The sequence below is a fragment of the Streptomyces xingningensis genome, assembly GCF_054957865.1.
Genome location: NZ_JBDJPF010000012.1, coordinates 16,109 through 29,174, shown reverse-complemented (window position 1 = coordinate 29,174; position 13,066 = coordinate 16,109). Strand labels below are relative to the sequence as shown.

The 13,066-nt window shown below is 69.7% G+C and carries 10 protein-coding genes; all 10 read right to left on the bottom strand.

Going from position 1 to position 13,066, the window contains the following annotated elements:
- Positions 1–45: 45 nt before the first annotated feature.
- The 10 genes from nuoN to nuoE are packed head-to-tail and all read right to left on the bottom strand — an operon-like array spanning position 46 to position 13,057.
- Positions 46–1,716: an NADH-quinone oxidoreductase subunit NuoN gene (gene nuoN / locus ABCR83_RS08990; protein ID WP_462694333.1), complete on the bottom strand. Its 1,671-nt coding sequence runs from the start codon at positions 1,714–1,716 to the stop codon at positions 46–48.
- Positions 1,713–3,350, bottom strand: coding sequence for an NADH-quinone oxidoreductase subunit M (locus ABCR83_RS08985; protein WP_462694332.1), 1,638 nt, complete (start codon positions 3,348–3,350; stop codon positions 1,713–1,715). Before ABCR83_RS08985 ends, nuoN begins: the two co-directional genes overlap by 4 nt.
- A 3-nt stretch (positions 3,351–3,353) precedes the next feature.
- Positions 3,354–5,318, bottom strand: coding sequence for an NADH-quinone oxidoreductase subunit L (nuoL, locus tag ABCR83_RS08980; protein ID WP_462694331.1), 1,965 nt, complete (start codon positions 5,316–5,318; stop codon positions 3,354–3,356).
- A gap of 12 nt (positions 5,319–5,330) precedes the next feature.
- Positions 5,331–5,630 (bottom strand): NADH-quinone oxidoreductase subunit NuoK, encoded by a 300-nt coding sequence (gene nuoK / locus ABCR83_RS08975; protein ID WP_462694330.1) that lies wholly within the window; start codon positions 5,628–5,630, stop codon positions 5,331–5,333.
- Complete coding sequence (locus ABCR83_RS08970; RefSeq protein ID WP_462694329.1) at positions 5,627–6,451, bottom strand: NADH-quinone oxidoreductase subunit J; 825 nt, start codon at positions 6,449–6,451, stop codon at positions 5,627–5,629. Before ABCR83_RS08970 ends, nuoK begins: the two co-directional genes overlap by 4 nt.
- Positions 6,448–7,071 carry an NADH-quinone oxidoreductase subunit NuoI gene (nuoI, locus tag ABCR83_RS08965; RefSeq protein ID WP_462694328.1) on the bottom strand — a complete coding sequence of 208 codons (624 nt, stop codon included), beginning with the start codon at positions 7,069–7,071 and terminating at the stop codon, positions 6,448–6,450. The genes ABCR83_RS08970 and nuoI overlap by 4 nt, the downstream gene beginning before the upstream one ends.
- Positions 7,061–8,383, bottom strand: a complete 1,323-nt coding sequence (nuoH, locus tag ABCR83_RS08960) for an NADH-quinone oxidoreductase subunit NuoH (protein WP_462694414.1) — start codon at positions 8,381–8,383, stop codon at positions 7,061–7,063. The genes nuoI and nuoH overlap by 11 nt, the downstream gene beginning before the upstream one ends.
- 59 nt (positions 8,384–8,442) lie before the next feature.
- A complete protein-coding gene (locus tag ABCR83_RS08955) occupies positions 8,443–10,971 on the bottom strand; it encodes an NADH-quinone oxidoreductase subunit G (RefSeq protein WP_462694327.1) in 2,529 nt (842 codons plus the stop codon).
- Positions 10,968–12,326, bottom strand: a complete 1,359-nt coding sequence (nuoF, locus tag ABCR83_RS08950) for an NADH-quinone oxidoreductase subunit NuoF (protein WP_462694326.1) — start codon at positions 12,324–12,326, stop codon at positions 10,968–10,970. Before nuoF ends, ABCR83_RS08955 begins: the two co-directional genes overlap by 4 nt.
- Positions 12,323–13,057: an NADH-quinone oxidoreductase subunit NuoE gene (nuoE, locus tag ABCR83_RS08945; protein ID WP_462694413.1), complete on the bottom strand. Its 735-nt coding sequence runs from the start codon at positions 13,055–13,057 to the stop codon at positions 12,323–12,325. Before nuoE ends, nuoF begins: the two co-directional genes overlap by 4 nt.
- Positions 13,058–13,066: the final 9 nt, after the last annotated feature.

Here is a 13,066-nt window from a genome sequence, read left to right as displayed (position 1 = left end):
GAAACGGTGAAAGGGCGGGACCGGGGCATCCCTCCCGCCCGAACCTCACCGCACGAACACCCCGGCCTGCCCCGCCAGATCAAGGAAATACTGCGGCGCCACGCCCAGCACCAGCGTCACTGCGACCCCCACCCCGATCGCCACCGAGGTCAGCGGACTCGGCACCGCGACCGACGGACCGTCCGCCTTCGGCTCGCTGAAGAACATCAGCACAATCACCCGCACATAGAAGAACGCGGCAATCGCCGAGGACACCACACCCACGATCACCAGCGGCACCGCCCCGCCCTGCGCCGCCGCCTTGAACACCGCGAACTTCCCCGCGAACCCACTCGTCAGCGGAATGCCCGCGAAGGCCAGCAGAAACACCGCGAACACCGCCGCGACCAGCGGCGAACGCCGCCCTAGCCCGGCCCACTTGGACAGGTGGGTCGCCTCGCCACCGGCATCCCGCACCAGGGTCACCACCGCGAACGCCCCCAGCGTCACAAAGGAGTACGCGCCCAGATAGAACAGCACCGAGGAGACGCCATCCGGGCTGACGGCCAGCACACCGGCGAGGATGAAGCCCGCATGGGCGATGGACGAATAGGCGAGCAGCCGCTTCACATCGGTCTGTGTCACGGCGACCACCGCACCGACGACCATCGTCACGATTGCCACCCCCCACATCACAGGCCGCCAGTCCCACCGCAGCCCTGGCAGCACCACATACAGCAGCCGCAGGAGCGCGCCAAACGCGGCGACCTTGGTCGCGGCGGCCATAAAGCCGGTCACCGGCGTCGGCGCACCCTGGTAGACATCCGGGGTCCACATATGGAACGGCACCGCACCGACCTTGAAGAGCAGCCCCATCAGCACCATCGCCCCGCCGATCAGCAGCAGTGCGTCATTGCCCATGGTCGAGGCGAGCGCCGGATTCACCGTCTGCACCGTCCCGTTGACCACATCGGCGATGCCGGAGTACGTCACGGTGCCCGCATAGCCGTACAGCAAGGCGATGCCAAAGAGCAGGAACGCCGAGGAAAAGGCGCCCAGCAGGAAGTACTTGACCGCCGCCTCCTGGGACAGCAGCCGCTTCCGGCGGGCCAGCGCGCACAGCACATACAGCGGCAGCGAGAAGACCTCCAGCGCGACAAACAGCGTCAACAGGTCGTCGGCGGCGGGGAAGACCAGCATTCCGGCGGTGGCGAAGAGCATCAGCGGGAAGGCCTCGGTGGTCGTCCAGCCCGCCCTCACCGCCTCTCGCTCGCCCTCGCCGCCCGGCACCGCGGCGGGCTGTGCGGCAAAGGAGTCGACGCGGCGGCCGTGCGCCGCCGGGTCCAGCCGGCGCTCGGCGAAGATGAACGCGGAGACCAGGGCGACCAGCAGCACGGTGCCCTGGAGGAACAGTGCCGGGCCGTCCACCGCGACGGCGCCCATGGCCGCGGCGTGCGCCTTGTCGGTGCCATAGCCGTCGGCGGCCAGCGCGACGACGGCGGCAAAGGCGGCGGCCAGGCCGACCACGCTCACCAGCAGCTGGGCGTGGTAGCGGGTGCGGCGCGGCAGGAACGCCTCGACCAGGATGCCCAGGACGGCGGCGCCGAGGACGATCAGTGTCGGTGACAACTGGGCGTACTCGATATGCGGTCCGGGGATCTTCTTGGGGGCATCGCGAAGCGCCGGATGCGCCGACGCCATTGTCCACAGGCTGTGGACAGTTGCTGTGTGACTCACTTCGCGCCCTCCGCAGTGCTCACGCGAACATCGGGTGTCGGATCGGTCTTGTGCACCTGCGACATCGTCTGCTCGACGGCCGGGGCGACGATCCGGGTCAGGGGCTTGGGGTAGACGCCGAGCAGGAGCAGCAGCGCGATCAGCGGTGCCACCACGGCCAGTTCACGCACCCGCAGGTCCGGCATGGAGCGCACCGGCTCCTTCACCGGGCCGGTCATGGTGCGCTGATAGAGCACCAGCACATAGAGCGCCGCCAGCACGATGCCCAGGGTGGCGATGGCGCCGACCGCCGGATAACGGGTGAACGTGCCCACCAGGACCAGGAATTCGGAGACAAAGGGCCCCAGGCCCGGCAGCGACAGCGTGGCCAGACCACCGACCAGGAAGGTGCCGGCCAGGACGGGGGCCACCTTCTGCACCCCGCCGTAGTCGGCGATCAGCCGGGAGCCGCGGCGGGAGATCAGGAAGCCCGCGACCAGCATCAGAGCGGCCGTGGAGATCCCGTGGTTGACCATATAGAGCGTGGCCCCGCCCTGACCCTGGGTGGTCATCGCGAAGATGCCCAGGATGATGAAGCCGAAGTGGGAGATCGAGGCATAGGCGATCAGCCGCTTGATGTCCCGCTGGCCGACGGCGAGCAGCGCCCCGTACAGAATGCTGACCAGCGTCAGCGCGATGATCACCGGGGTGGCCCACTTGGACGCCTCCGGGAAGAGCTGGAGGCAGAAGCGGAGCATGGCGAAGGTGCCCACCTTGTCGACCACCGCGGTGATCAGCACGGCGACCGGGGAGGTGGACTCGCCCATGGCATTGGGCAGCCAGGTGTGCAGGGGCCACAGCGGCGCCTTGATCGCGAAGGCGAAGAAGAAGCCGAGGAACAGGGCCCGCTCGGTGACGGTGGCGAACTGCAGCTTGCCTGCGGCCCGCGCCTGGACGATCTCCTGGAGCGAGAAGGTGCCCTGGCCCAGCTGGTGGGCGGTCACGGCATACAGCCCGATCACGGCGGCCAGCATGATCAGGCCGCCGGCCAGGTTGTAGAGGAGGAACTTCACCGCGGCGTAGGAGCGTTGGGTCGCCGACTCCTCCTCGGTGCGCGGCCCCGCCCGGTCGCCGAAGCCCCCGATGAGGAAGTACATCGGGATGAGCATGGCTTCGAAGAAGATGTAGAAGAGGAAGACATCGGTGGCCTCGAAGGCGATGACCACCATCGCCTCGACCATCAGGATCAGCGCGAAGAACCCCTGGGTGGGCCGCCAGCGCCGGTTGGGGGAGGTGCCCGCGGCGGAGCCGCTATCAGACACCGCCAGCGGATCGGCGTCATGCCAGCCGGCCAGCAGGATAAAGGGGATGAGCAGTGCGGTCAGGGCGATGAGCACCACCGCGATGCCGTCCACGCCCAGTTCATAGCGGACCCCGAAGTCCGCGATCCAGGAGTGCGACTCGGTGAGCTGATAGACACTCCGGGCATCGGGGTCAAAACGGATCAGCTGGACCGCCGCCAGCGCCAGGGTGGCCAAGGAGACGGCCAGGGCCAGCCACTTGGCGGCCTCGCGGCGCACGGCGGGCACCGCGGCGGTGGCGACCGCACCCAGCGCGGGGACCGCCGCGGTGACCGTGAGCAAGGGAAATGACATCGTTTAAACCGCCCTCATCAGCAGGGTCGCGGCGATCAGCACCGCCGCGCCGCCGAACATCGAGACCGCGTACGACCGCGCAAAGCCGTTCTGCAGCCGGCGCATCCGGCCCGAGAGGCCGCCGACCGAGGCGGCGGTGCCATTGACGACGCCATCGACCAGCTTGTGGTCGACATAGACGAGACTGCGGGTGAGATGCTCCCCGCCGCGCACCAGCACCAGGTGGTTGAAGTCGTCCTGGAGCAGATCGCGCCGGGCCGCCCGGGTGAGCAGCGAGCCGCGCGGGGCGGTGCCGGGCACCGGCCCCCGGCCGTACTGCGCCCAGGCGAGGGCGACGCCCACCACCAGGACGGCCATGGTGGCCCCGGTGACGGTGAGGGCACTGACCGGCGAGTTGCCCTCCTGGTGCCCGGTCACCGGCTCCAGCCAGTTGAGGAAAGCGTCATTGATGCTGAACAGCCCGCCGGCGAAGACGGAACCTGCGGCAAGCAGCACCATCGGAACGATCATGGTCTTGGGTGGATCGTGGGGATGCGGCATCTCACCGCCGGGCCGACCGCCGGACGCGGCACCGGACCCGTCGTGCGCGGCGGAGCTCGCGCCCCCCGCGCCCTCGGCCGCGCCAGCGGCCCAGCGCTGCTCGCCGAAGAACGTCAGCACCATCACCCGGGTCATGTAGTAGGCGGTGATGGCCGCGCCCAGCAGGGCCGCGCCGCCGAGGATCCAGCCCTCGGTGCCGCCCTTGGCGAAGGCCGCCTCGATGATCTTGTCCTTGGAGAAGAAGCCGGACAGTCCGGGGAAGCCGATGATGGCCAGATAGCCCAGGCCGAAGGTGACAAAGGTGACCGGCATGTACTTCCGCAGGCCGCCGTAACGCCGCATGTCCACCTCGTCGTTCATGCCGTGCATCACGGAGCCCGCACCGAGGAAGAGACCCGCCTTGAAGAAGCCATGGGTCACCAGGTGCATGATCGCGAAGACATAGCCGATCGGCCCCAGCCCGGCGGCCAGGACCATATAGCCGATCTGGGACATGGTCGAGCCCGCCAGGGCCTTCTTGATGTCGTCCTTGGCGCAACCGACGATCGCACCGAAGAGCAGCGTGACCGCGCCGACCGTGACCACCGCGGTCTGGGCGTCCGGCGCTCCCTCGAAGATCGCCCCGGAGCGGGTGATGAGGTAGACGCCCGCCGTCACCATGGTGGCCGCGTGGATGAGGGCCGAGACGGGGGTCGGGCCCTCCATGGCGTCTCCGAGCCAGCTCTGCAGCGGCACTTGGGCCGACTTGCCGCACGCCGCGAGCAGCAGCATCAGGCCGATCGCGGTGAGCTTGCCCTCGCCCGCCCGGCCCGCGTCGGCGAGCACCGAATCGAAGGCGAAGGTGCCAAAGGTGGCGAACATGATCATGATCGCGATCGACAGCCCCATGTCGCCGACCCGGTTGACGATGAACGCCTTCTTCGCCGCGGTCGCCGCGCTCGGCTTGTGCTGCCAGAAGCCGATCAGCAGATACGAGGCCAGGCCCACGCCCTCCCACCCGACATACAGCAGCAGGTAGTTGTCGGCGAGGACCAGCAGCAGCATCGCGGCGAGGAAGAGGTTGAGGTAGCCAAAGAAGCGCCGCTTGCGCTCGTCGTGCGCCATATAGCCGACCGAGTAGAGGTGGATCAGCGTGCCCACCCCGGTGATCAGCAGCACAAAGGTCATGGACAGCTGATCGAGCTGGAAGCCGACATCCGCCCGGAAGCCGCCGACCGGCACCCACTGGAACACCGTCACCTTCAGCGTGCGACCGGCACCGCTCTTGCCCAGCATGTCGGCGAACAGCACCACGCCCAGGGCAAAGGACACGGCCGCGAGCGCCGTGCCCACCCAGGGCCCGCCGCGGTCCAGTCTGCGCCCGCCGCACAACAGCGCCGCCGCGCCCAACAGCGGCACCAGGACGAGCAGTCCGATGAGGTTCTCCACGTCAGCGTCCCCTTACAGCTTCAGCAGGCTGGCGTCGTCGACCGAGGCCGAGTGACGGGCGCGGAAGACCGACACGATGATCGCGAGGCCGATCACGACCTCGGCGGCGGCCACCACCATGGTGAAGAACGCGAAGATCTGGCCGTCCAGATTGCCGTGCAGCCGGGAGAAGGTGACAAACGCCAGATTGCAGGCGTTCAGCATCAGCTCGACACACATGAAGACGACGATCGCGTTCCGCCGGATGAGCACCCCGACGGCCCCGATGGTGAACAACAAGGCGGAAAGATAGAGGTAGTTGACCGGATTCACTTGGCGGCCCCCTTCGGGTCCTCGCTGCGGTCGCGCTCCAGCCACTGCTGCGACCGCTGCTCGAGCGCCGCCAGCTCCTCCAGCGCCTCGCCCGAGACATCACGGATCTGACCCCGGGCCCGCAGCGTCTCGCTGACGCTGAGCTCGGACGGGCTGCCGTCCGGCAACAGGGCCGGGATGTCCACCGCGTTGTGCCGGGCATAGGTGCCGGGGGCGGGCAGCGGTGTCACCTGCTCACCCGCCCGCACCCGCCGCTCGGCCAACTGGCGCTGGGTGGCGGCCCGCTCGGTGCGCTCCCGGTGGGTGAGCACCATCGCCCCGACGGCCGCGGTGATCAGCAGGGCGCCGGTGATCTCGAAGGCGAACACATACTTGGTGAAGATCAGGGCGGCCAGCCCCTCCACATTGCCCCCGGAGTTGGCCTGGCCCAGCCCGTTGAAGTGGTGCAGCGAGGCATTGCCGATCCCGGCGAACAGCAGCACGGCGAAGCCCAGCCCGCACAGGGCGGCCAGCCACCGCTGGCCCCTGATGGTCTCCTTGAGCGAGTCGGCCGCAGTGACACCGACCAGCATCACCACAAAGAGGAAGAGCATCATGACCGCGCCGGTGTAGACGACGATCTGCACGACCCCCAGGAAATACGCGCCATTGGCGAGGTAGAACACCGCCAGCACAATCATGGTGCCGGCCAGCGAGAGGGCGCTGTGCACCGCCTTCTTCATCAGCACCGTGGCCAGCGCGCCCAGCACGGCGACCACGGCCAGCACCCAGAACTGCACCGCCTCGCCCGTCGAAGTGGTGGAAGCCGCGGCGATGTTCATGCCTCCGCCCCCTCTTCCGCGGGCTTCTCCCCTTGGGAAACGGCCACTTGGCGCACCGTGCCCGGCGCCCGCTCGGTCACCAGACCGCGGTAGTAGTCCTGCTCGGTCATCCCCGGATAGATCGCATGCGGGGTGTCGACCATGCCCTCCTCCAGGCCCGCGAGCAGCTCTTCCTTGGTGTAGATGAGCGACTCCCGGCTGCGGTCGGCCAGTTCGTACTCGTTGGTCATGGTCAGTGCCCGGGTGGGGCAGGCCTCCACGCACAGGCCGCACAGGATGCAGCGCAGGTAGTTGATCTGGTAGACCCGGCCGTAGCGCTCGCCCGGCGAGTAACGCTCCTCGTCGGTGTTGTCCGCGCCCTCCACATAGATGGCGTCCGCCGGGCAGGCCCAGGCGCACAGCTCACAGCCGATGCACTTCTCCAGGCCGTCCGGGTGCCGGTTGAGCTGATGGCGGCCGTGGAAGCGCGGCGCGGTGGGCTTCTTGTACTCCGGATATTGCTCGGTGAGGCGCTTCTTGAAGACGTCCTTGAACGTCACACCGAAGCCGGCCACCGGGTTTTTGCGAGAAGAACCGGTCTCGCGAGAAGAGCCGGCCCTGCGGGAAGACTCAGCTGACACCGTCACCCTCCTTTCCGTCACGCACAGTATCGACTCCGCCACTGACAATGAGCTCTCGCTGCTGCCTGGAGGGCCGGCGCGGCACCGGCGGCGGCGTCTGACCCGGCAGCGGCGGCACCGGGAACCCGCCCGCCATCGGATCGAATCCGCCCCCCGGGCCGGGCTCCGCGGGCTCCCGCCCCTCGTGCTCCCGGAAGATGTCGACGACGAACGAGAGCAGCACGATGGCGATGACCGCGCCCGCGATGTACAGCACGATCGACTGGAAGTCGTAGTTCTCGTTGCGCAGCGCCCGCACCGTCGCCACCAGCATCAGCCAGACCATCGAGACCGGGATGAGGACCTTCCACCCCAGCTTCATGAACTGGTCGTAGCGCAGCCGGGGCAGCGTCGCCCGCAGCCAGATGAAGAAGAAGAGCAGCAGCTGAAGCTTGATGACGAACCAGAGCAGCGGCCACCAGCCGTGGTTGGCGCCGTCCCAGAACGCCGAGACGGGGTACGGAGCCCGCCAGCCGCCCAGGAACAGGGTCACCGCGACCGCCGAGACCGTGACCATGTTGACGTACTCGGCCAGCATGAACATCGCGAACTTGATCGAGGAATACTCGGTGTTGAAGCCGCCGACCAGGTCGCCCTCGGACTCGGGAAGGTCGAACGGCGCCCGGTTGGTCTCGCCGACCATCGCCACGATGTAGATGATGAACGACACCGGCAGCAGCAGGACGTACCAGCGGTTGTGCTGGGCCTCGACGATCGACGAGGTCGACATCGACCCCGAGTAGAGGAAGACGGCCGCGAAGGAGACACCCATCGCGATCTCGTAGGAGATCATCTGGGCGCAGGACCGGAGCCCGCCGAGCAGCGGATAGGTCGAGCCGGAGGACCAACCTCCCAGCACGATCCCGTAGATGCCCACCGAGGCGGTGGCCAGGATGTAGAGCACCCCGATCGGCAGGTCCGTGAGCTGCATGGTGGTGCGGTGGCCGAAGATGGAGATCTCGTTGCCCGCCGGGCCGAAGGGGATCACCGCGATGGCCATGAAGGCCGGGATGGCCGCGACGATGGGCGCGAGGATGTACACCACCTTGTCCGCGCGCTTGACGACCAGGTCCTCCTTGAGCATCAGCTTCACGCCGTCCGCGAGGGACTGCAGCATGCCCCAGGGGCCGTGCCGGTTGGGGCCGATGCGCAGCTGCATCCACCCGATGATCTTGCGCTCCATGACGATCGCCACCAGCACGGTCAGCATCACGAACGCAAAGCAGAAGACCGCCTTCAGGAGCACCAGCCACCAGGGGTCCCGGCCGAACATCGACAGGTCCTCGGCGGCCAGTTGATGCAGGGAGCCGGGCTCCCACCCCGCAACCGCGATCACGACCGCACCTCCGGTGCCTCGGCTTCGGTGTCCTCGCCCGGATCGGTGTCGGGGCCGATCCGTACGGGCTCTCCGGGGCGCGCCCCGGTGTCGGAGGCGACACCGCCTCCGGTGGAGTTCAGCGGGAGCCAGACCACCCGGTCCGGCATGGCGGTGATGCGCAGCGGCAGCCGGACCGTCCCGGCCGGGCCGTGCACGGCCAGCGTCTCGCCGTCGCGCACGCCCGCCTCGGCGGCGGTGGTGGCCGAGAGCCGGGCGAGCGCGGCGTGCCGGGTGCCGGCCAGCGCGTCATCGCCGTCCTGCAGCCGGCCCTGGTCGAGCAGCAGCCGATGACCGGCCGGCAGCGCCTCGCCCTCGGCGGGCTCGGACCACGGCCGGGCGGGCTCCTGGGGTCCGGCGGCATATCCGCCGTGCCAGCGGCCGAGCCGGGCCAACTCGGCCCGTACGGCCCGCAGATCGGGCAGGGCCAGCCGCGCGTCCATCGCATCGGCCAGCATGTGCAGCACCCTGGCGTCCGCCATGACGTGCCGCCGGGTCATCTGGTCGGGCTTGAGCGCCGCCTCGAACGGGCGAGCTCTTCCTTCCCAGTTGACGAAGGTGCCCGCCTTCTCGGCCACGGCGGCCACCGGGAACACCACATCGGCCCGGTCGGTCACCTCGCTCGGCCGCTGCTCCAGGCTGACCAGGAAGCCGATGGCGTCCAGTGCCGCGCGGGCCCGGGCGGGGTCCGGCAGGTCCGCGACCTCGACGCCGGCCACCACCAGGGCGCCCAGCTCGCCGACGGCCGCGGCCTCGACGATCTGGCCGGTGTCCCGGCCGGGGCTGCGCGGCAGTTCGCCGATGCCCCAGGCGGCCGCCGTCTCCTCCCGGGCGCGCGGATCGGTGGCCGGGCGTCCGCCGGGCAGCAGTCCGGGCAGGGCACCCGCCTCGAGGGCGCCGCGCTCACCGGCCCGGCGCGGCATCCACACCAGCGCCGCCCCGGTGGCGGTCGCCGCCGCCATGGCGGCGGTCAGCGCACCGGGCACCCCGGCCAGCCGCTCGCCGACCACGATCACCGCGCCGTCCGCGCGCAGCGCGTCGGCGGCGGCCCGGCCGTCGGCGTCCAGCCCCGGGGCCCCGTCGGCCGATGCCGCCAGCGCACTCAGCCACTCGGTCTCGGTGCCGGGCGCGGCGGGCAGCAGGGTGCCGCCCACCTTGGTCAGCCCGCGGGTGGCATGGGTGGCGAGCGAGAAGGTGCGCTGGCCGTGCTTGCGCCAGGCCTTGCGCAGCCGGAGGAAGACCCCGGGCGCCTCCTCCTCCGCCTCCAGCCCCGCCAGCAGCACGGCCGGGGCCTTCTCCAGCGCCGTGTATGTCACCCCGGAGCCGTCGAGGTCCCTGCCCCGCCCGGCCACGCACGCCGCGAGGAAGTCGGCCTCCTCACCGCTGTGCACCCGCGCCCGGAAGTCGATGTCATGGGTGTCCAGCGCCACCCGGGCGAACTTGGCGTAGGCGTAGGCGTCTTCGAGGGTCAGCCGGCCGCCCGTCAGCACCCCGGCCCGGCCGCGTGCGGCGGCCAGGCCGCGGGCCGCCGCCGCCAGCGCCTCCGGCCAGCCGGCCGGTTCCAGCACGCCCTGGGCGTTGCGCACCAGCGGGGTCTCCAGCCGCTCCGGCCGCTGGGCGTAGCGGAAGGCGAAGCGGCCCTTGTCGCACAGCCACTCCTCGTTGACCTCGGGGTCGTCGGCGGCCAGCCGCCGCAGTACCTTGCCGCGCCGGTGGTCGGTGCGGGTGGCGCAGCCGCCCGCGCAGTGCTCGCACACCGACGGCGAGGACACCAGGTCGAAGGGCCGGGCCCGGAACCGGTAGGCCGCCGAGGTCAGCGCCCCCACCGGGCAGATCTGGATGGTGTTGCCGGAGAAGTACGACTCAAAGGGGTCGCCCTCGCCGATGCCCACCTGCTCCAGCGCGCCGCGTTCCAGCAGCTCGATCATCGGGTCGCCGGCGATCTCGCTGGAGAAGCGGGTGCAGCGGGCGCACAGCACACAGCGCTCGCGGTCCAGCAGGATCTGCGTGGAGACGGGGATCGGCTTCGCATAGGTGCGCTTGCGGCCCTCGAAGCGGGTGTCGGCCTGTCCGGCGGTCATCGCCTGGTTCTGCAGCGGGCATTCACCGCCCTTGTCGCACACCGGGCAGTCCAGCGGGTGGTTGATGAGCAGCAGCTCCATCACTCCGCGCTGGGCCTTCTCGGCCACCGGCGAGGTCAGTTGGGTCTTGACGACCATCCCGTCGGTGCAGGTGATGGTGCAGGAGGCCATCGGCTTGCGCTGGCCCTCGATCTCGACGATGCACTGCCGGCAGGCGCCCACCGGGTCCAGCAGCGGGTGGTCGCAGAAGCGCGGGATCCCGATGCCGAGCAGCTCCGCCGCGCGGATCACCAGGGTGCCCTTGGGGACCGAGATCGCGATGCCGTCGATGGTGACGGAGACCAGGTCGTCCGGTGGTACGGCCGCGTTCCCCCCGCCGGAGGGGGCTGACGTGGTGACTGTCATGCACGCACCTCCGAGTGCGAGTCGGGCCCGTCCGCCCACACCGTGGACCTGGCCGGGTCGAAGGGGCAGCCCTTGCCCCTGATGTGCTGTTCGTACTCCTCGCGGAAGTACTTCAGCGAGGAGAAGATGGGGCTGGCGGCACCGTCGCCGAGGGCGCAGAACGACTTGCCGTTGATGTTGTCGGCGATGTCGTTGAGCTTGTCGAGGTCGGCCATCCGGCCCTTGCCCGCCTCGATGTCTCGCAGCAACTGGACGAGCCAGTAGGTGCCTTCGCGGCAGGGGGTGCACTTGCCACAGGACTCATGGGCGTAGAACTCGGTCCAGCGGGTGACCGCCCGCACCACGCAGGTGGTTTCGTCGAAGCACTGCAGGGCCTTGGTGCCGAGCATCGATCCGGCGGCGCCCACGGCCTCGTAGTCCAGCGGTACGTCCAGGTGCTCCTCGGTCAGCAGCGGGGTCGAAGAGCCGCCCGGGGTCCAGAACTTGAGCCGGTGGCCGGGGCGCATGCCGCCGCTCATGCCCAGCAGCTGGCGCAGGGTGATGCCGAGCGGTGCCTCGTACTGGCCGGGGCTCGCGACATGGCCGCTGAGGGAGTAGAGCGTGAAGCCCGGGGACTTCTCGCTGCCCATCGAACGGAACCATTCCTTGCCCTTGTTGAGGATCGCGGGAACCGAGGCGATGGATTCGACGTTGTTCACCACAGTGGGGCACGCATAGAGCCCCGCGACCGCGGGGAAGGGGGGTCGGAGCCGGGGCTGGCCGCGGCGTCCTTCGAGCGAGTCGAGGAGGGCCGTCTCCTCGCCGCAGATATAGGCGCCTGCTCCCGCGTGCACGGTGATGTGGAGGTCGAGTCCGCTGCCCAGGATGTTCCGGCCGAGATAGCCCGCCGCGTATGCCTCGCGTACGGCCTCGTGCAACCGCCGTAGCACGGGGATGGTTTCACCGCGCAGATAGATGAAGGCGTGGTCCGAGCGGATCGCGTAGCAGGCGATGATCATTCCCTCGATGAGGGAGTGCGGGTTGGCGAAGAGGAGGGGGATGTCCTTGCAGGTGCCCGGTTCGGATTCGTCCGCGTTGACGACGAGGTAGTGCGGTTTGCCGTCGCCCTGCGGGATGAACTGCCACTTCATCCCGGTCGGGAAGCCCGCGCCACCGCGGCCGCGCAGCCCGGAGTCCTTCACATAGGCGATGACCTCGTCGGGGGTCATGGCGAGGGCCTTGCGCAGCCCCGCATAGCCCTCGTGGCGCACATAGGTTTCCAGCGTCCATGAGCGGGGCTGGTCCCAGAAGGCGCTCAACACGGGTGCGAGCAGCTTCTCGGGGCTGGTTTCACTGATCTCCGGTGCCACGGTCATCCCTCCCCCTCCTCGGATGGGTGCTGCGGCCGGTGGGGCGGTGCGGTGCGTGGGGGTCCGACGCGGGGGCCGCCCTCGCCCTGGGCCAGCCGCAGTCCGGCCAGCGAGGCCGGTCCGGCCCCGCCGCTCGCCTCGACGGCGCCCGGCCGTTCATCGGGGAAGCCGGCCAGCACGCGGGAGGTCTCGCGGTAGGTGCACAGGGGTGCGCCACGGGTGGGCTCGACGGTGTGCCCGGCACGCAGTTCGTCGACCAGCCGTTTGGCGCTGTCCACGGTCTGGTTGTCGAAGAACTCCCAGTTGACCATCACCACGGGGGCGTAGTCGCAGGCCGCGTTGCACTCGATGTGCTCAAGAGTGACCTTGCCGTCGGCGGTGGTCTCGCCGTTGCCCACCCCCAGGTGGCGGCGCAGGGCGTCGAAGATGGCGTCGCCGCCCAGCACCGCGCACAGGGTGTTGGTGCACACCCCGACCTGGAAGTCGCCGCTGGGCTTGCGCCGGTACATGGTGTAGAAGGTCGAGACCGCCGTCACCTCGGCGGTGGTGAGGCCGAGCAGTTCGGCGCAGAAGCGGATGCCGGTGCGGGTGACATACCCCTCCTCGGCCTGCACCAGGTGCAGCAGCGGCAGCAGCGCGCTGCGGCTGTCGGGGTAGCGGGCGATCACCTCACGCGCATCGCTCTCCAGCCGCGCCCGCACCTCGGCCGGATAGCCGGGCGCAGGCAACTCCGGCATCCCCAGACT

What these genes read in the sequence shown, in the direction of transcription:
- ABCR83_RS08985 (WP_462694332.1), bottom strand. Translation starts at nt 3,350, where the DNA reads ATGTCATTTCCCTTGCTCACGGTCACCGCGGCGGTCCCCGCGCTGGGT.
- ABCR83_RS08970 (WP_462694329.1), bottom strand. Translation starts at nt 6,451, where the DNA reads ATGAACATCGCCGCGGCTTCCACCACTTCGACGGGCGAGGCGGTGCAG.
- nuoH (WP_462694414.1), bottom strand. Translation starts at nt 8,383, where the DNA reads ATGTTCGGCCGGGACCCCTGGTGGCTGGTGCTCCTGAAGGCGGTCTTC.
- ABCR83_RS08955 (WP_462694327.1), bottom strand. Translation starts at nt 10,971, where the DNA reads ATGACAGTCACCACGTCAGCCCCCTCCGGCGGGGGGAACGCGGCCGTA.
- nuoF (WP_462694326.1), bottom strand. Translation starts at nt 12,326, where the DNA reads ATGACCGTGGCACCGGAGATCAGTGAAACCAGCCCCGAGAAGCTGCTC.
- nuoE (WP_462694413.1), bottom strand. Translation starts at nt 13,057, where the DNA reads ATGCCGGAGTTGCCTGCGCCCGGCTATCCGGCCGAGGTGCGGGCGCGG.